The organism is Vibrio sp. D173a (assembly GCF_030248475.1).
On record NZ_JAHGAH010000029.1, the window covers coordinates 79,032 to 97,052 of the forward strand.

The window sequence follows — 18,021 nt, forward strand, 5'->3', positions numbered from 1 at the left end:
TTGGTCTAAATCCCTAGAAAACAGGTTGTTATTCGAAAGTTTGGATTATGCTAAAGTGAGCTGCGTAAAAATAATAATTCAATCAAATAAGGACTTGCTCATGGAAGCTCTCGATCTTTTGCTCAACCGTCGTTCTATTGCCAAGCTGTCTGAGCCTGCGCCAGAAGGTAAAGCGTTGGAGAATATTATTCGTGCAGGTCTGCGCGCGCCAGATCATGCAGGTTTGACACCTTGGCGCTTTGTCATTGCACAAGGTGACGGTTTAAAGAAATTATCAGACATTCTTGTGAAAGCGGCTGAAGCAGAAAACAGCGAAGAGGCCGTGATCGAAAAAGTGAAAAACGCACCTTTCCGCGCGCCAATGGTGATTACAGTTATTGCTAAAGTAACGGAACATGAGAAAGTCCCTGCGTTGGAGCAATACCTTTCGGCTGGTTGTGCTGCTCAAGCGATGCAAATGGCCGCAGTCGCACAGGGTTTCCAAGGTTTTTGGCGTTCAGGCAAGTGGATGTTCCACCCAGAAGTACACCAAGCTTTTGGTCTTAAGGGCGAAGACCAAATTGTCGGCTTCTTATATCTTGGTACGCCTGGGTGTACGCCGATGAAGGTGCCAGAGCGCGATTTATCCAAATTTGTCGAGTTCCAATAAGACCGATTGGTGCCTCATTTACTGTTTATCTGTACAGTTTTTCTTGATTTGTTAGGGCTACATTAGATAATGTGGCCCTAATTATTATGATTTCCAAAACGTTATGTCTCGTCTGTTTATTGCTGAAAAACCAAGTTTAGGCCGTGCGATTGCGGCTGCACTGCCAAATCCCCAAAAGAAAGATCAAGGCTTTATCCGCTGTGGTAATGGCGATGTGGTGACTTGGTGTATTGGCCACTTGTTGGAGCAAGTTGAACCAGATGCTTACGACGAACGCTACAAAAAATGGAATATGGCAGACTTGCCGATTGTCCCACAGCAGTGGCAGCTTAGACCGCGAAAAAGCGCCAGCAAACAGCTCACGGTAATACGTAAACTCCTCAAAGATGCGACAGAAGTTATCCACGCAGGAGACCCCGACCGAGAGGGGCAATTGTTAGTGGATGAGGTGTTGGATTACTGCAAGCTTTCCAAAACCAAAAAAGAAGCCACACAACGCCTACTGATCTCTGACTTGAACTTACCTGCGGTCAAGCGCGCCTTGAGCTCGATGCGCAGTAATCGCGACTTCATACCTCTTTCTGTTTCAGCTCTGGCGCGTTCTCGCGCTGATTGGCTTTATGGAATGAACATGTCTCGCGCCTATACCCTGTTGGGCCAACAAGCGGGCTATCAAGGTGTCTTATCGGTTGGGCGAGTTCAAACTCCGGTACTTGGTTTGGTGGTTCGCCGCGATGAAGAAATCGAAAACTTTTTACCCAAAGATTACTTCACTCTGCATGCTTTAATTCCTTATCAAGATCAAAATGGCGCATTTGATATTCGCGCTCGTTGGAAACCAAGCGAAGCGTGTAAGCCTTGGCAGGACGAAGAAGGGCGGGTGTTGAGCAGAAAGCTGGTTGAGAACGTAGCAAACCGCATAGCCAATCAACCTGCCAAAGTGACCGAGTCTGAACAGAAGCAAACCAAGCAATCAGCGCCGCTGCCGTATTCGTTATCCGCACTGCAGATTGATGCGGCAAAACGCTATGGCATGAGTGCTCAGCAGGTATTGGACACTTGTCAGGCGCTGTATGAAAAGCATAAGCTCATTACCTACCCACGTTCGGACTGTCGTTACTTACCATTGGAGCATTACTCGCAAGCAGGCTCTGTTACATCGGCTATCGCTAACAATGCCAAAGAACTACAAAGCGCAGTGCAAGGTGCAGACTTATCGATTAAGTCCAAGGCGTGGAACGACAAGAAAGTCGATGCCCACCATGCGATCATTCCAACGCCGAAGCAGGCAAATGTGAATGCGTTATCTGGCAATGAGATGAAGGTTTATCAACTGATTGCTCGTCAATACTTGATGCAATTTTATCCAGCGGCGGTATATGCCGAGGCTAAATTGGTGTTTGATATTGCTGGTGGTACATTTATCGCCAAAGGTCGCCAACTGGTTTCTCCAGGCTGGAAAGCGTTAATGGGAAAAACGGATAAAGAAGACGATGGCATTGATGCTGTCCCGCCACTCGCAGAAGACACGGTGTTGACCTGCCGAGAAGGTGAAATCAAAGATCGTAAGACTGAGCCACCAAAGTATTTTACAGAAGCAACATTGCTTCAGGCCATGACAGGTATCGCTCGTTATGTTGCAGACAAAGAACTGAAGAAGATCCTACGTGACACCGATGGCTTAGGAACAGAAGCGACTCGAGCCGGTATTCTGGATACGCTTTTTAAACGTCAGTTGCTAACTCGTCAAGGTAAATCCATTTTGAGCTCACCAGCGGGGCGAGGCTTGATTCATGCCCTACCAATGGATGCGACCTATCCTGATATGACGGCGCACTGGGAACACCAGTTGCAAGGAATGGCAGAACGAAATCAAGCGTATCAGCCTTTCATGCAAGCGTTAGAGCAGCGCATCGATGGATTAATGGGAGAGGTGAAATCGGGCCCGATTCCTGATTCGCTACGTCATTTGCCTAAAGTCGAGCGCCCGGCATTCAAACGTAAAAAACGCAGCTATTCGAAGGGCGGTGTGTCGAAATCAAGCTCAGGGAAGCGGAAGTCTTCATAGCAGCTGAATGAAGCAAAAGCGGCAATCTAATGCGTATAAGCTCAAAGAATGCCGCCTTGTATTTCAATGTAATGACCTATCTGTATTCAAACAGCTCTAATCAAACAAGTCATCATTGTTTTGGATTGCACCACGCACGTCGTCTTGCGTTAAGACACGCTTCCCTAAATTCTGTTTTACTTGTCGTCCCAAGTCGACAAGCGCATCTCTGTTCTCTTGAGTCTGACGTTTCCCTGCACTTCTTAAGCAGTAATTGAGCTCATGATCTTCACTGAAATTGACCAGATCTTTATCTGCAGCCATAGTTACTCTCCTTAATGGTGGATGTCATCACTAAGTCTGGTTTGAAAGTGGTGAAAATCAAGCTAAGTCATGGGAGTAAGGTTGGCAGGGTATAGTGATGAAACAACACGCTTCTCATTAATGCTTCATAAGCTATTGATTTGTAAAATCTACCAAGGCAGTTGAGTTCCGTCGTAATTAATAAACTGACCGGAGTTTTTTTGGGTACTTTGCGCAATCACTTCTGCTAACCCTGCCGCAGAGGTTTGGGGTTCGATAAGGGCGTTAGGCCCTCCCATAGCAGTGCGTACCCAACCCGGGTGTAGCGCAAGTACGGAGAAACCTTCACTTGTTAAATCATTAGATAAGCTTTTCACAACAGAATTGAGCGCCGCTTTAGAAGAACGATAGATATAACCACCGCCGGAGGTGTTTTCTGTCATGCTGCCGACTTTAGATGAGATACAGGCAATCTTCTTCGTGCTAGCTGCTTGTAAAAGCGGATAAAAAGCCTCAACCAACTTTAGTGGTGCGATGGTGTTTATCTCGAAGACCTTTCGCCATTCCTCAACATCTGTCTTACCAAAGCCATAGCCTTTAGGCCCGTAGTAGCCTGCATTGTTGATCAGAAGATCGATGGCTGGGAGTTCTTTTGCTAGTTGGGCAACTTGCGGGTAATTCGTCACATCTAATTCGTGTAACGTCAGTGTGGCATAGGTCGACGCTAATGCTTGAAGCTCTTTGCTTTCTGCAAGGTTACGGCTAGTCGCATGTACTTGATCGCCTTGTTGCAAATACAGTTCAGTTAAACTTAAGCCGATCCCACGGTTTGCACCAGTAATAAAGACTGTTTGACTCATGTTCGTACCTATCTATTTGACTCAGTGAGGTTAATTTAAGACAGGACCATTGTGTTAGCTCAAAGCGATAAAATCAACCAACCACCACGCGCTGAACATCATCGCCATAAACAGGGACATCGCAAAGAAAGAGCCAAAGAAAGCGCCAAGAATCGTATATAGGGTTTTATTCATAGCAAAAGGAAATTAATTGATATTGAAAATCATTATCAATTAATTTCCTTTTTAATCAACGCTTGAAGTTGGTACTATTTCACAAAGATTTATGAAAAGAATGTCTCATGCTGCCTCTGATTTATCATCCCATTTACTCACAACTTGATCTGCCGGAAGGCCACCGTTACCCAATCATGAAATATCACCACCTGCATCAAGCGGTATTGGAAAAGTTAGGGAGCGAAGATTGGGGAGGAAAAATTGAGTTCTTCCAACCAACCCCTCTAAGTACGGATGAAATTAAACGTGTTCACAGTGAAGAGTATGTAGACCTATTAGTGACTGGTGCAATGCCCGCGGCAAAAATGCGTCGGATCGGTTTTCCGTGGAGTGAAGCTTTGATAACACGAACGCTGACATCAACAGCGGGTACAGTGTTAACGGCAGAGAAAGCACTAGAGCATGGTATCGCCATTCATCTCAGTGGTGGTTATCACCATGCGCATAAAGACTTTGGCAGTGGCTTTTGTCTTTTCAATGATCTTGCTATCGCGGCGAAGCACATGCTTGAGCATGAGCATGTCGACAAAGTGATGATTATTGACAGCGATGTACATCATGGTGACGGCACTGCCACCTTGTGTAAGGATGAGGCAGATATCATCACGTTATCGTTTCATTGTGATAAGAACTTTCCTGCGAGGAAACCAGATTCCGATCTTGATGTTCCTTTTCGTCGTGATACTGACGATGAAACCTTCCTGATGACGTTTAAAGAAGTCGTCCAAATGGCGATCAACTTACACCGTCCCGATATGGTCATCTATGACGCAGGCGTGGATATTCATACCGACGATGAACTGGGCTATTTCAACGTGTCAACAGAAGGGATATTTGAGCGAGACCGCTTCTTAATGCAGTTGATGAAAGACCGAGGCATTCCTGTTGCCGCAGTTGTTGGTGGTGGTTACCGAAGTGAGCATGCGGATTTGGTGCCTATTCATATGCAGCTTATCGATGCAGCAGAACGCGTTTATAAACATCGATAAAAACCCTGCAATAGTGGAAAGGCGAGACTCAGAAGTCTCGCCTTTTTTATTGGGTGACGATCAGAACCTACACTTAAAGTGGGCAAGGTCAAAAGTGAGGTTGCAGCATATGGATTTTACGGAAAAGTTGCGACTACGGGAAAAAGCAATCGAAGATCTATATTTTGCAGAGGTTGATCGAAAGCTGATAGAAGCGTTGCATGAAAAACAAAATCAACCAGTGTTACCTGTACCGTGGGAGCGCGATGAAGACGATATTAGCCAGTAATGGCTGTGAATATTCGAATGGGATTTAGAGCTGGGAATCCTTTCCCAATTTTATTTTCCTAGCCTTTGACGTTGTCTAAAACAACAAATGGATGGATTTAGCTTATGCAGTAAGATGCTTCTGCGATATGCCGAGGAGAATAATAGGCCGTCTGATAACTCTTCGGTAGTTACAAACACTTTATAATTCACCTGACAGAAAATGTAATCAGCAACTAACCTGTTGATTGGTAAGGTGACACCTCAGGCTTTGAGTTTTTTAGTTATAATGAACTATTGTTGATTAAATTCACTGAATAGATGGTTTTTATCACTTTAACTGCTTTCATTTGCGCGAAATTGGCTATTAAATTATTTTTCAGGTGAATTATAGGGCATATTTAATATGTATTTTATAGATAAATGACGTTTGGTTTGCTTATGGCAGTCAAGTTTATCAATTTATGAATGAGATAGGATAATGTCTTTAAATTCATAAAATTAAATAAACTATTCGGACTGTATATGAACCATCAACGCATTTCCAATACCATCTCATTTAAAGGACGAGGGGGAGAGTTTTTTGGCATCTGGATTGTCAATGTTCTACTTTCTATCGTTACACTTGGAATTTACTCTGCTTGGGCCAAAGTAAGAACAAAACGCTACTTCTACGGTAACACGTGCATCGACGGTGATAACTTTGAGTATCATGCCGAGCCAATGCAAATCTTAAAGGGGCGTTTAGTCGCGTTGGCGATTATATTGGTGTGGGGTATCGCAAACTCATTTATTCCCCAACTTGCACTTGTTCTATTACTTCTGTTTTATGTTGCTCTTCCTTGGTTGTTATGGAGCAACGCAAGATTTGATTCTGCAATGACGAGTTACCGCAATGTTCACTTCTCTTTTAATTCGTCACTGAAAGATGCATACATCACCATACTTGGCCGAGGCTTCGGTGCAGCGCTGGCGGTCATGGTTTTCATTGTTATCTGTGTAGCGGTTGCGAGCGTTTCGCAAGCTGCGTCGGTTATTTTAGGACTTTGTTCAGTCGTCGTTATGGCCGCACTTTATGGTTGGGTTGTGGTTGGCGTTCAACGCTACTTTGTTAATGGCTACCGTTATGGTGATTGGCAGTTTAGTGGTGAACTTGAAACCAGTTTCTTTGTAAAAACCTACCTGAAAGCCGCAGCAATTGGTCTTAGCACGGCTGTCGCGATTGCGATTGTGGCGGTCATTGTAATGGTTGGGAGCTCAGGGCTCATGGAAGCTGCAGCGGGCGACTTGGCTTCACTGAATAAATCTAGCCCTATCATTACGATGGTTGTCATGTACCTTGGTATGATTGGCCTAACCATCGGCTTGACGGCATACACAGCAACAAGAACTCGTAACTACTTGTTCTCTCAAATGAAGCTAGAAAAAGAAGGACAAGAAGAAAATAACTTTACGTTTAAGTCTACCTATACAGTTGATGGCTACATGTGGCTGATTATCTCAAACTTCTTATTACAAGTTGTGACCTTGAGTATTGCGAGACCATGGGTAATGGTTCGTACTTCTCGCTATGTTGCTGATAAGACGGTTGTCGTTGGAGACATGAGCCAACTTAAAGCAGCAGCCCAAGATTCAAAAGTGAAATCAGCGATTTCTGATGAAGTGGCACAAGCCTTCGATCTTGGAGTTGGGATCGGTTAATGCAGTTTAAAGGGACCGCGTTTCCACCAAAAAGCTCTGAGCGACATCAAGCCATATTGAATGTCGCTCAAACCAACTCGCTGAGCTTGATTGTTGCTGACAATATCTTCAGCTGTGATCAGCAGCATGCAGAGGTTACTGCTCCAGTTGGTAACTTACCCGTCAGATTTAAGCTGCCCAATGGTTGGGTTTTTGTTACCGAACGGACTGATGAAGTGTCTCGATGGCTACAGGCAAATAAAAGATCGAGCTTCGTTGACAAAATAGAATCAAACTGGCTTGCGTGGGTAGTGTCTGTGATGGCATGTATTGCCGTTGTGCTCGGGGGGTATTATTACGCGCTTCCTTGGGTGAGCGACAAAGTCGCATACGCGATTCCTGACAGTGTCTCAGTTGTACTTGGTGAAAAGGTACTCGAAAGTTTGGATTCCCGTTGGGAACCGAGCGAGCTGAGTAAGGCCGAACAAGAAGCCATTCGAAGTAGGGTAGAGCAGCACTTAACACAGTTAGAGGCTCTGCCTTACCAAGTAGAGATTGTTTTTCGATCTTCTGAGCTAGGAGCGAATGCGTTTGCCTTACCCGGTGGAAAGATTGTGTTGCTCGATGAATTAGTTTCGCTGTCTAAAAACCAGCAACAACTGGACAGTATTATTCTTCACGAGCTTGGTCATATTCATCATCGCCACATGCTAAAGAGGTTGGTGTATTCGAGTGTCCTTTCTGTTGGTGTCGCTCTTTTAACTGGTGAAAGCTCTGGCATCGTGGACAATCTTGCCGGCGCAAGTGTGTTTGTGTTGTCCAGTGGTTACTCCAGAGATGCCGAAATACAAGCCGATGCATTTGCAAGAGAGGCAATGCTCAAGATTTATGGCGACACAAAGCCGATGGCTGAGATGTTTGAACTGTTCCGTAACCAAAGTTATGAAGAGTTGCCTGAATGGTTGAGTACCCACCCAGACCTTGATAAAAGGATTAAAGCAGCAAAAGGAAACTAACCTTTCCATTCGAATACCTAACGATTAAAGCTCACTAAATATTAGTGGGCTTTTTTCTTGCGTATTGAAAAGTGCTTCGAGGATTAGACAGGCTTTTTCTGGATGTGGCGTGAGTGCTGGGCTTGCATTCAAGGAGGGATTTGTCTAAATCCCTCTTTAAGCCTTCAGATACGAAAAAGCCCGTTGATTTCTCAACGAGCTTTCTAAATGTGGCGCGAGTGCTGGGCTTGCATTCAAGGAGGGATTTAGAAATCCCGTAATTTCCCAAGTGCCAAAACGACGAAAGCCCGTTGATTTCTCAACGAGCTTTCTAAATGTGGCGGAGAGATAGGGATTTGAACCCTAGATACGCTATTAACGTATGCCGGTTTTCAAGACCGGTGCTTTCAACCACTCAGCCATCTCTCCGTTGTTGAGGCGCATAATATAAGGCTTTGAAAATCTTGTAAACCCCAAAATGAATCGTTTGGATGATTACTGCTCGATTTTGTGTTGTTTGCAGAGAAAAGAATCAAAAAAGCTCTCCCGGTAGAGAGCTTTTGTTCAATTAATTACTTTTCGAATAGAAGCGTTGAAGTTCTGTCAAACCTTGCATTAGTACAGGAAGCTTAGGTGATGTTTCACGTAAGCGCTTGTAATTGCTGTCATACAGCTTGTAGTTACCGAATTTGTCGATAACTGTGGTTTGAGAACCGGTAATCAGCGCTATTTCACGAGTATCGCCCGCTAGGATCCAGCGACGGCGGCTTTCATCAAATAAATTGCGGCCACTGCTGTAATCGTATGGGTTTGAAGAAACACCCAGCATGTCTTGCAGAAGGGTTACAGACAAGTCTAGGTGGCTAGTGCTGTGTGTAAACTCTGCAGGTAGCATACCTGGCCAATGAATGACCATAGGAACTTGCAGTTGGTAACGGCTGTAGTTGCTGTTTGCACCCCAGCTGTTGGTATTGGTTTCGTTGAACTCGCTGCCGTGGTTAGAGGTAATGACCACAATAGTGTTTGCCAGCAACTCTTTTGATTCCAAATCGGCGATGATCTCTGCAACCGTTTTATCTGCCGACTTCACCGACTGCTCGTAAGCTTTCTTGAATCGTTCGCTAGCAGGCATTTCTTCATTCGCCGCCATTGGCTCTGATTCAAAGTTATCGACGGTAGTGACTTCGATGTAACTAAACCAAGGCTGATTCGCTTGTTCGGTCAGCCATAAGTTCCAAGCCGCGATAGACTGTTTGTCGGTATGAGCTTGTGTGCCATCGAGATCATTAGCCAGATTCAAGCCACGGAAGATGACCTCTGAATACAGATCGTCTTCAAAACCATTACCGCTGAATAGACCAAAGCTGTAATCCTGATCTTTTAATACATCTAATAGCACTGGTGCACTGCCTTGCGCTTTGATGCTGCTCGCGTAGCTGCTTGGTAAGCCATAGAACAAACCAAACGCACCGTAACTGTCGTTGCTTGAGCTGTAATGATTAGTGAAGTTTTGGTTATCTTGCGCAAACTTGTACAAGTTCGGCATTTCGTCTTGGTTTAGCGCGTCTGCCCGCAGGTTATTCACGCTGATCATCAGTACGTTTAACTTGTTACCACGACGGTTGAATTCTAGTTTCTCAAGCGGATAGCTGACTAAGTCGATGTTACCTTGGTTTTCTGCCAAACGCTTAAGGTACTCTTCACGGTCAAGAAGACCATGTTTTTCCATAAAGCTCTTCGCTGTCATTGGGTATGACAGAGGGAAGTTAGAGCGCTGGCTAGTAATTGGGTTATAGAAGTAAGCATCAGCCCAGATGTAAACCAAGTGGCTGGTCATAAAGCTTAAGAAGAACACGGCAGCCAATGGACGACCAACGTGTTTGTGAGACAGTTTACGTTGTTTGCGCCAAACCCACTCAGACAGAGCAAGTTGAACGAGGAAAATAAGCGGCATTACCACGAAAAGGTGCTGAAGATCAGAACTGATCGCGCTTTTATCTTCGCTAAACAACAGCTCCCAAACCACAGGGTTCAGGTGCAAATTAATCGACTGATACGCTTGGGTATCAATCAGAAGGACGGTCTGGCCGACCGTTGCGAATATCACTGCCACCAAACGGAATAACTTCCGAGATGGCAGGACAAACGTCAGCGGAAATAGAACCAGTAAGTACAGGGCGAAAACAAGGAAGCCAAAATGACCAACCCAAGACACTGCCAGATAGAATTGCCCCATTAGGGTCTCTGGCCAGGGGGATTGAACGATATAGCGTGTACCAATCAACATCGAAGCGACGATGTTGAAGAATGCAAACCAGTGACCCCAACCAACTAGTCGGGATACGCGTTCGCCGTATGAGTTTCCGCTGTCTACCATGTACTTGTTCTATTATCCGTTATTAGTGTGCTTTTGGCACTTCAAGAGAAGAGATTAATGCCTGAGCAAATTTTTCAGCAATAACTTTGCGTTGTGAAGCAGCAACTTGTTGATTTAAGACATTCGTTGCGATATTTCCCGCAATCATTAGCGTCAACTCAGGAGAGGCAGCGTGTTTCTCAAGAACAGCGCCTACTTCAGCAAGAATTTTCTCTACTTGTTCGTCAGTATATTTAGATGTAATCGGCATAAAGACTCTAATAATGATAGTAAAATCGGCTTATGATAACCTACAATGCCCAACAACTTAAACCTTGTAGCAAGATAAAATCACTATGAGCCTTCATCTTTCAAATGTTATTCTGCATCAATTGTGCAAAAACGATCAGGACGAACTGGTTGTTAAACTTCGCCCGGCGTCGTTAGAAAACGATACCTCTACTGAAAACCTTGTCGCGGAACTGCATCGCGTATTCCACTCTAAAGCAGGTAAAGGTTTCGGCTCTTTCCAATCTGACAGCGAATTTCAATTTTGGCTTCAAGAAATGCGCAAAGGAGAGAGAGATTTCTATGACTTCTCACAAATTAGTGCAAATCGCCTGAAAGAAGAGCTGATTAAGTACCCATTTGCTGACGAAGGTATCTTAGTGTTTGCTGAGTACCAAAGCTTAGCTACGGACTATCTGTTTATCGGTATCTTACCAATGAATCAAAGCCTGAAAGTCACAGAAGGCTTAGATATTGATGCAACGGATTACCTAGACATTACTAAGATGGACATCGCTGCACGTATAGACCTTTCAAGCTACGATACTGACCGTGAGTCAAACCGTTACCTTTCTTACATTAAAGGTCGTGTTGGTCGTAAAGTGGCAGACTTCTTCCTAGATTTTCTGCAGGCGGATGTGGGCTTAGACACTAAACAGCAAAACCAAGTACTGATGCAGGCGGTAGAAGACTTCTGCGCAGACTCAAAATTAGAGAAGCAAGAAGCGAACGAGTACAAAAAGCAGGTTTACAACTACTGCAACGATCAAATCAAATCGGGCGACGAAGTACAAATTTCTGAACTGTCCGGAGAGCTGCCTCCGAGCCAAGACGGCACCAGCTTTATGGACTTTACCAAAGAGCAAGGATACGAGTTGGAAGAATCTTTCCCTGGTGACCGCTCAACGGTACGCAAGTTAACGAAGTACGTTGGTGCCGGCGGTGGTTTGAACATCAGCTTTGATAGCCTGTTGCTTGGCGAGCGTATTTTCTACGATCCAGAGACAGACACGCTGACGATCAAAGGGACGCCACCAAACCTAAAAGATCAGTTAAGCCGTAACTAATTTAAGAAAGAGAGCGTGATGCTCTCTTTTTTCTGTGAAGTACGCGCACAGTTATGGCGTAATTCATGGTATATGCTTGTGACTAAAAACAAAGAGTTGAGGGATAAGCGTTGCTGCAATTCAAAGAGGGAATAAGACGATCTGCTTGGTTTTTATTTGCCGCGTGGTGCGTATTCGCGGTGAGTATTTGGTTGCAAGCGCAGCAGACCATTCGCACAATCTCTACGGTTGATGAACTCAGCAGTAAAATTGATGAAGTTCGTAATATTTTTAACTTTGAGCTTCCTTATCGTGCTCAACATGTCGATGAAGTGTCCCTCAAACTTCAGCTTGTGTATGCTGTGCGCTTACAATTAGAAAGTGAGCACTCTCATCTGTTGGGGGCTCCAGACTTAACGCAACTCTTCTACTTAACCGACCGTTTTCTTGAAGGTGCGAGAACCTTTATTGGCAGTGACAGTGAATTGGTTGCGTTGGCCGATCAGCTACACAACAGTCGTGAATCAGGCAGCAACTCCCTTGAGCTGCGTACAATGTATTACCGGTTGGGCGCCATGGTATTGGAAGCGATGTTTAGCGATGCTGCGACCAGTACAGATACCTACCAAGAGTTAGATTTGTTGTTCACGGCGTCCCAAGGTCTCGATGTAAAAGAGCTAGCTTCATTTCAACGCCGATTAGACCAAACTTCCAGCGTGCTTGCTGCTCATGCGCAAGGCAGTCATTTGTCGAATCAACTGCTTAATCCTGAACTGCCAAATCAATTGGCTTCTGTCATTGGCTCTCTTGAACGCAAGTTGACGTTTTATATTACTTGTTTAACGTTAGTCAGTGGCTCCTTACTCGCTGCTTATTCGTGGGCAGTGTTTGCTAAAAAAGTACCCACCTCGCAATCAGCCTTAACCTCAGTTCAGGAGAAAGGGGAGACTTCTCATCCATCTCCTGTTGTATCCGGCTTTGAAGAAAGGAAACCTGCGTTTGTTGGGCAAAATGAACAAGAAACTCATGCTGATTTCCTTTGCCCGAAAGAACAAAATGTTATGCAACCTTCCGTTGAGAGCGTCCACACTGAGGATGATGCTCTCTCAATCAATGAGCCATATATTGATATCCAGAAAATGTTGGATTCTTTATCTGACGACGAAGATTCGGTACGCATGCTGTTAGAGGTCTTTATCCAAGACCACACAGAAGATGGTATAAAGCTTCGCGTATTGGTCACAGAAGAGAAAGACAAAGACCAGGCGCAGCGAATCGCTCATAGCTTGAAAGGGGTATCTGGCAGTATAGGCGCCATGCCTCTGCACTATATTTCTGGTGATATTGAATCGTTGATAAAGCAGGGAGAGCGGGTTACGGATGACAAGCTTGATTTGCTAGAACAGGTATTGCAGGAAACGACACTTTTTGCAGATAAAGTTCTCAATAGTGAAAACATTCGAGAAGTACTAACAGATTGATATTACTCTGACTTAAAATAACAAAGACTAAGGTATCACGTTGCGCTCGCGAACCTGATGCCTTGGTCCGTTACTGTTCCTGTTCTACATATTTTGACCATAGGTAATTTCATGTCCATCCGCCGACTGTCCTCATTGATAGTGGCTTGTTTAGTTTTGAGTCTTTCAGGGTGTTCTCTGTTAGAAGTGAAGATCGACAGCCAAACTGTACCGCTAACCAAGCAAGAGCTGAATATGCGCATTATGACGCGTGAATATGCTCAGCAATTCTTTGCTCAAGTTGAGCAAGCCGCCGACGTGCTGCACGAAAACTACGAACCAAGCGATAAAGTAAACCAATCTTATATCTTGCTTTGGAAAATCAATGCGGAAGAGGGGCTTCAAGCTGCGGCTTACCAAGTGTCACCAATGGCTGCGCTGATCGATACGTGGGTGTTCACTCACCAGATGAACCAGTTCTACAGTGAAGGAGCAGGCAAAGGTCTATTCACGACAGGTGAAGCCAAACAAGTGTCTGTACACCTAGCTAAAGAAGTCGACAAGTTAGCCAAATCGCTATTGAAGAAAGACGTATACGAAAACACCAAAGTGTTTGTCGCTGGCTTTGTTGAGAAGTATCCATTTGCGGATCTAAGTATGATTCGTACGCCTGCATATCGTGCTTGGTTAGAAGCTAACCAAATTAGCGAAGAAGAGGCGGTAACGACTTTAGGTACGATGCCAGAGGCCATCGGTGATGTGTCTGACCGTTTGAGCTTGGTCTCTGAGCAAACACCAAAGATCATGACTTGGAAAGCTCAGTTGTTGGCGCTCAACAGTTCAGCAAGCATTGAACAAGTCAACGCAGCACTAAACAGCTTGAAGGTGACTTCTGAGTCGTTGAAAGACTTTATCGATAACAACCCTGAGTACATGCGCAACTTAGCGGAGCAGATGGCCGTGCAACTTCAACCTCTAGTGGAAGATATCGACCAAAAAACAGAAGAACGTTTGTCTCAGTTGGGTGAAGAGCGTCAGGCTTTAGAGCAAATGGTGGCAAGAGAGCGCCAAGAGATCGCTCAAATCATCACAAACGAGCGGGAGAAGTTTGCTCAGAACCTCGACCATGTTTCGCAAGAAGTGGTGAACCTAGCAATGGATAAGTTGATTGAGCTAGTAAAGAGCACCATCATCTATTTTATTCTGTTTATCCTAGTGATCTTCTTTGCTCCTCTCGTGCTTGGTTATGCTTTGGGTAAGCGCTCTGCGGCAAGAGCCAGCACTAAATCGGCGTAATCGTCTAGAAGTCACAACACCAAATAGCAGACACAAAAAAGGACCGAATCATCGGTCCTTTTTTATTTATGGAAGGTTTCTATCTATGGAAAGCTGAAGCCTTAAGCTGTTTGTTGCTTGAGTTCAGCTTCTGTTTGTTCTTCTGTTGCTGGAGCTGTTGGTTCGCATTTATCAACAAACCAGCCCATGTAAGAAGTAAAGATGGTTACGATGATACACACGAAGCTCAGCCACATGAACGGTGCATACGACAATGTTGCTACACCCAAGATGCTCGCCATGTAGATACCATTATCACTCCAAGGCACCATACCGGATGTCAATGTGCCACCAAACTCTGCGTTACGAGATAGGTTCTTACGTTTGTAGCCAAGGCGGTCGTAGTTCTTTGCACAGATCTTAGGAGTAAGAATCAGTGATACGTACATCGCAGAGCCGAATACGTTACCCATGAAGGCCGTGCCAATTGTGCTGGTTGCCAGTGAACCTGCGCTTTGAACACGTCGTTCGAACAGTTTTGCAATCGTTTCTAGTACGCCAACCTTATCTAGTAGACCGCCAAAGCCTAGGCCAAACACGATCACCGCAACAGAACCTAGCATAGAAGACATACCACCACGGTTTAGAATTGAGTCAATGAAATCTACGCCTGAAGAAATCGCAAATGGTGCCCAAGCTGTGTTGAATGCTGTCAGGAAGTCTACATCCTGGATCATCACTGCCCAGATAATACCTAGCAGAGAACCAAAGCTAATCACAGGGAAAGAAGGCATACGCATCGCAAGCAAAGCCAATACGATGATAACAGGGACAAAGGAGTAAGGCGTAATGAAAAATTGTTGTTCCATTGCCTGAATAACCGAATCCACTTGGCTCATGTCAACTTTACCAGCGAAGTGGAAGCCAAATGCGGTAAACATAATGCCAGTGATGATGTAGCTGATCAGCGCGATAGGCAGCATACCTTTGATGTGCTCAACCACTTCTACATTCGACATAGAAGAAGCAAGGATTACTGAATCTGAAAGTGGAGACATCTTGTCACCAAAGTAACAGCCCGATAGCACTGCACCTGCTGTAATTGGTGCTGGAACACCAAGACCTTGACCAATACCCATCATCGCAATACCAGCTGTACCTGCTGCACCCCAAGATGTGCCAGTCGCCAGTGCTGTCAAAGAACAGATGATCATTGTTGCTAGCAAGAAGATAGAAGGGTGAATCGCTTTCAAACCGTAATAGATGATAGTTGGTACGATACCGCCTGAGATCCAAGTACCGACCAAGGCACCAACAGCAAGAAGAATAAGCACGGCACCAAGGCCATTAGAAATGCCATTTAAGGCTGCTTTTTCAAGGTCTTTGTATTGGTGACCTAATCTTAGGCCCAATAGCATAATAATGAACCAACCGATGTACAGCGCGAGCTGAATTGGAAGGTCTAATTTGGCAGTAAATGAAAATGCCAAAAGAAGAAACAAACCTAGCGAGATAATTACCTGTATCAGACTAGGAAGACGTGTTGTAACTTGCTTCATATGTGCCTCTGTCGTTCATGGAGCAATAGAGGAAGGCCGCTCCCTGTTTTAATCGGGCATAACATACATTAACAAAAATTATATTTCGAACATTTGGTGCTTTATCTTGACTTTCATCCGCAGAAACGTTTGCTTGTGAAATTAATAACTAAAAAACTTTAATGTTAATGGTTGGAAATGTTTTGTAATGTAAAAAATATGTGCTGCAAATGTTGTTTTATCATTGAATGGTAAGACCTTACTGTGGAGAGTTAGCACTTTTCCAAGCAGGATCAGGCGAATAATCAAGAAGAAAAGAGAAGAAAATAACTTGGATTATAAAAAATCGCGGCAAACGTTAAAAAAGTTGCGTTTATTTGCAAATTAGGGCTTGAGATTTTGTGTCGAAAATTGAACTATGGAGAGAGTTTCAAAAATATACATGGAGAGTTAATGCAATGAGAGTAGGTTTAGTTGGTTGGCGCGGCATGGTCGGTTCGGTACTGATGCAGCGTATGGTCGAAGAGAAAGATTTCGACTTAATCGAGCCAGTTTTCTACAGCACGTCTCAAATAGGTATCCCAGCCCCCCTTTTTGCTAACAATCAGGTAGGTAAAGAAGCTGGTCTACTTCAAGATGCGTTCGATATTGACAGTTTAAAACAACTTGATGCAGTGATTACGTGTCAAGGTGGCGGTTACACAGAGAAAGTTTACCCAGCACTTCGCCAAGCTGGTTGGAAAGGCTACTGGATCGATGCGGCCTCGACACTGCGTATGGCAGAAGACTCCATCATTACTCTAGATCCTGTAAACCTAGCGCAAATTCAACAAGGCATTCACGGTGGCACCAATACGTTTGTTGGTGGTAACTGTACAGTAAGTTTGATGCTAATGGGCCTTGGTGGTCTGTTCGAGAAAGGCTTAGTTGAGTGGACAAGTGCAATGACGTACCAAGCTGCGTCTGGCGCAGGTGCACAAAACATGCGTGAGCTGATCTCCCAAATGGGCGTAATCAACGACTCTGTAAGCTCTGAATTGGCAAACCCAGCAAGTTCTATTCTGGATATCGATAAAAAAGTTGCGGATACAATGCGCAGCTCTTCATTCCCAACCGATAAGTTTGGTGTGCCGCTAGCGGGCTCTTTGATTCCTTGGATCGACGTTAAACGCGACAACGGTCAGAGCAAGGAAGAATGGAAAGCAGGTGTAGAAGCGAACAAGATCCTTGGTTTCCAAGATGCACCAGTGCCAATCGATGGGACGTGTGTTCGTATCGGTGCGATGCGTTGTCACTCCCAAGCATTGACTATCAAGCTTAAGCAAAACGTGCCAATGGATGAGATCGAAGAAATCATCGCGACGCACAACGATTGGGTGAAAGTGATTCCAAATGATCGTGACATCACCGCTCAAGAGTTAACGCCGGCAAAAGTAACTGGCACGCTTTCTATTCCTGTTGGTCGTCTGCGTAAGATGGCAATGGGTGATGATTTCCTAAACGCGTTCACTGAAGGTGACCAGCTTCTATGGGGTGCAGCAGAGCCACTACGCCGCACTCTACGAATCATCCTTGCTGAGAAAGCGTAGAAAAGATAACGCTGTGCTTCGAGAAGCGAGAACGGACTTCGTCCTTCGGGAAAGCTTCGCTGAGTAAGAGCCAAAAGCTATGTAGAAGCCGATGTGAATTCATCGGCTTTTTTGATCGTGGACTTGGAATACAAGGGCGTTCAGAATGCAACGCTCCAATAACCGGAAGCGCTACGTTGGAAGGCAGCGAAAGAAACTACGTTCTATACCCAAGTGACTTCAAGATGCAGGATTCAGAGCGTTGTCATTGATTCGAGGTCAAGGAAAACGACGCCGCGTAATAGCCAGCTCTTTCCAAGTTGTTTGACGCAGCCATTGGTTTAATAAAAAAGCGGGTCAATGACACGCTCCCGAAGGGCGAGCTGTCTTGGCTTGTATACTTTGTTGTCGATTCTTGATTTAGAGTGACTAGATCTTTAAATCGCCGCCGCGTCTACAAACCAAGTCATTCTCGCTGAACCTAGCATCTCGAGGTTACTTGGGT

15 protein-coding genes and 1 tRNA gene are annotated in these 18,021 nt (G+C 44.8%); 10 read left to right on the top strand and 6 right to left on the bottom strand.

Translation table 11 applies throughout. From position 1 onward, the window contains the following. The first annotated feature begins 100 nt into the window (after positions 1-100). Both KIV40_RS04365 and KIV40_RS04370 read left to right on the top strand, forming a co-directional pair. Positions 101-649 (top strand): NAD(P)H nitroreductase, encoded by a 549-nt coding sequence (locus KIV40_RS04365; protein ID WP_010644026.1) that lies wholly within the window; start codon positions 101-103, stop codon positions 647-649. A gap of 103 nt (positions 650-752) precedes the next feature. Next, the gene (locus KIV40_RS04370) at positions 753-2,717 is read left to right on the top strand and encodes a DNA topoisomerase III (protein ID WP_285348047.1); all 1,965 of its coding nucleotides are present in this window, start codon (positions 753-755) and stop codon (positions 2,715-2,717) included. A 96-nt stretch (positions 2,718-2,813) separates the two neighbouring features. Here KIV40_RS04370 and KIV40_RS04375 read toward each other — a convergent pair whose 3' ends face one another. Then, the gene (locus KIV40_RS04375; RefSeq protein WP_005432950.1) at positions 2,814-3,020 is read right to left on the bottom strand and encodes a hypothetical protein; all 207 of its coding nucleotides are present in this window, start codon (positions 3,018-3,020) and stop codon (positions 2,814-2,816) included. A 149-nt stretch (positions 3,021-3,169) separates the two neighbouring features. Continuing rightward, positions 3,170-3,859 (bottom strand): SDR family oxidoreductase, encoded by a 690-nt coding sequence (locus tag KIV40_RS04380; RefSeq protein ID WP_285348048.1) that lies wholly within the window; start codon positions 3,857-3,859, stop codon positions 3,170-3,172. A 281-nt stretch (positions 3,860-4,140) separates the two neighbouring features. On the opposite strand from KIV40_RS04380, the gene KIV40_RS04385 reads away from it, so the two are divergent. The 4 genes from KIV40_RS04385 to KIV40_RS04400 all read left to right on the top strand — a co-directional run bounded on the left by KIV40_RS04385 (position 4,141) and on the right by KIV40_RS04400 (position 8,006). After that, positions 4,141-5,064, top strand: a complete 924-nt coding sequence (locus KIV40_RS04385) for a histone deacetylase (protein WP_285348049.1) — start codon at positions 4,141-4,143, stop codon at positions 5,062-5,064. Next, positions 5,033-5,332: a hypothetical protein gene (locus tag KIV40_RS04390; RefSeq protein WP_285348063.1), complete on the top strand. Its 300-nt coding sequence runs from the start codon at positions 5,033-5,035 to the stop codon at positions 5,330-5,332. Before KIV40_RS04385 ends, KIV40_RS04390 begins: the two co-directional genes overlap by 32 nt. A gap of 503 nt (positions 5,333-5,835) precedes the next feature. Next, positions 5,836-7,011, top strand: a complete 1,176-nt coding sequence (locus KIV40_RS04395; protein WP_285348050.1) for a YjgN family protein — start codon at positions 5,836-5,838, stop codon at positions 7,009-7,011. Then, positions 7,011-8,006 carry a M48 family metallopeptidase gene (locus KIV40_RS04400; RefSeq protein ID WP_045400637.1) on the top strand — a complete coding sequence of 332 codons (996 nt, stop codon included), beginning with the start codon at positions 7,011-7,013 and terminating at the stop codon, positions 8,004-8,006. The genes KIV40_RS04395 and KIV40_RS04400 overlap by 1 nt, the downstream gene beginning before the upstream one ends. Before the next feature lie 317 nt (positions 8,007-8,323). Here KIV40_RS04400 and KIV40_RS04405 read toward each other — a convergent pair. The 3 genes from KIV40_RS04405 to KIV40_RS04415 all read right to left on the bottom strand — a co-directional run bounded on the left by KIV40_RS04405 (position 8,324) and on the right by KIV40_RS04415 (position 10,612). Continuing rightward, positions 8,324-8,414, bottom strand: a tRNA-Ser gene (locus tag KIV40_RS04405). Positions 8,415-8,553: 139 nt separating this feature from the next. Beyond that, positions 8,554-10,362: a DUF3413 domain-containing protein gene (locus KIV40_RS04410; RefSeq protein WP_285348051.1), complete on the bottom strand. Its 1,809-nt coding sequence runs from the start codon at positions 10,360-10,362 to the stop codon at positions 8,554-8,556. 22 nt (positions 10,363-10,384) lie between these two features. Continuing rightward, positions 10,385-10,612, bottom strand: a complete 228-nt coding sequence (locus KIV40_RS04415) for a YejL family protein (RefSeq protein WP_005432983.1) — start codon at positions 10,610-10,612, stop codon at positions 10,385-10,387. Between the two features lie 85 nt (positions 10,613-10,697). Between KIV40_RS04415 and yejK the strand changes: the two genes are divergently transcribed. The 3 genes from yejK to KIV40_RS04430 all read left to right on the top strand — a co-directional run bounded on the left by yejK (position 10,698) and on the right by KIV40_RS04430 (position 14,431). Continuing rightward, positions 10,698-11,696, top strand: coding sequence for a nucleoid-associated protein YejK (gene yejK, locus KIV40_RS04420; protein ID WP_285348052.1), 999 nt, complete (start codon positions 10,698-10,700; stop codon positions 11,694-11,696). A gap of 110 nt (positions 11,697-11,806) precedes the next feature. Next, positions 11,807-13,156: an Hpt domain-containing protein gene (locus KIV40_RS04425; RefSeq protein WP_285348054.1), complete on the top strand. Its 1,350-nt coding sequence runs from the start codon at positions 11,807-11,809 to the stop codon at positions 13,154-13,156. Between the two features lie 111 nt (positions 13,157-13,267). Continuing rightward, entirely contained in the window at positions 13,268-14,431 is a 1,164-nt protein-coding gene (locus KIV40_RS04430; RefSeq protein WP_285348056.1) for a chemotaxis protein, read from the top strand. Positions 14,432-14,532: 101 nt separating this feature from the next. Here KIV40_RS04430 and nhaC read toward each other — a convergent pair whose 3' ends face one another. Further along, complete coding sequence (gene nhaC, locus KIV40_RS04435; protein ID WP_285348057.1) at positions 14,533-15,969, bottom strand: Na+/H+ antiporter NhaC; 1,437 nt, start codon at positions 15,967-15,969, stop codon at positions 14,533-14,535. A gap of 437 nt (positions 15,970-16,406) precedes the next feature. Between nhaC and asd the strand changes: the two genes are divergently transcribed. Then, positions 16,407-17,537: an aspartate-semialdehyde dehydrogenase gene (asd, locus tag KIV40_RS04440; protein WP_285348058.1), complete on the top strand. Its 1,131-nt coding sequence runs from the start codon at positions 16,407-16,409 to the stop codon at positions 17,535-17,537. The last annotated feature ends 484 nt before the right edge of the window (positions 17,538-18,021 follow it).

Coding starts and splice junctions, on each gene's coding strand:
- KIV40_RS04365 (WP_010644026.1), top strand. CDS start 101: ATGGAAGCTCTCGATCTTTTGCTCAACCGTCGTTCTATTGCCAAGCTG.
- KIV40_RS04370 (WP_285348047.1), top strand. CDS start 753: ATGTCTCGTCTGTTTATTGCTGAAAAACCAAGTTTAGGCCGTGCGATT.
- KIV40_RS04375 (WP_005432950.1), bottom strand. CDS start 3,020: ATGGCTGCAGATAAAGATCTGGTCAATTTCAGTGAAGATCATGAGCTC.
- KIV40_RS04380 (WP_285348048.1), bottom strand. CDS start 3,859: ATGAGTCAAACAGTCTTTATTACTGGTGCAAACCGTGGGATCGGCTTA.
- KIV40_RS04385 (WP_285348049.1), top strand. CDS start 4,141: ATGCTGCCTCTGATTTATCATCCCATTTACTCACAACTTGATCTGCCG.
- KIV40_RS04390 (WP_285348063.1), top strand. CDS start 5,033: ATGCAGCAGAACGCGTTTATAAACATCGATAAAAACCCTGCAATAGTG.
- KIV40_RS04395 (WP_285348050.1), top strand. CDS start 5,836: ATGAACCATCAACGCATTTCCAATACCATCTCATTTAAAGGACGAGGG.
- KIV40_RS04400 (WP_045400637.1), top strand. CDS start 7,011: ATGCAGTTTAAAGGGACCGCGTTTCCACCAAAAAGCTCTGAGCGACAT.
- KIV40_RS04410 (WP_285348051.1), bottom strand. CDS start 10,362: ATGGTAGACAGCGGAAACTCATACGGCGAACGCGTATCCCGACTAGTT.
- KIV40_RS04415 (WP_005432983.1), bottom strand. CDS start 10,612: ATGCCGATTACATCTAAATATACTGACGAACAAGTAGAGAAAATTCTT.
- yejK (WP_285348052.1), top strand. CDS start 10,698: ATGAGCCTTCATCTTTCAAATGTTATTCTGCATCAATTGTGCAAAAAC.
- KIV40_RS04430 (WP_285348056.1), top strand. CDS start 13,268: ATGTCCATCCGCCGACTGTCCTCATTGATAGTGGCTTGTTTAGTTTTG.
- nhaC (WP_285348057.1), bottom strand. CDS start 15,969: ATGAAGCAAGTTACAACACGTCTTCCTAGTCTGATACAGGTAATTATC.
- asd (WP_285348058.1), top strand. CDS start 16,407: ATGAGAGTAGGTTTAGTTGGTTGGCGCGGCATGGTCGGTTCGGTACTG.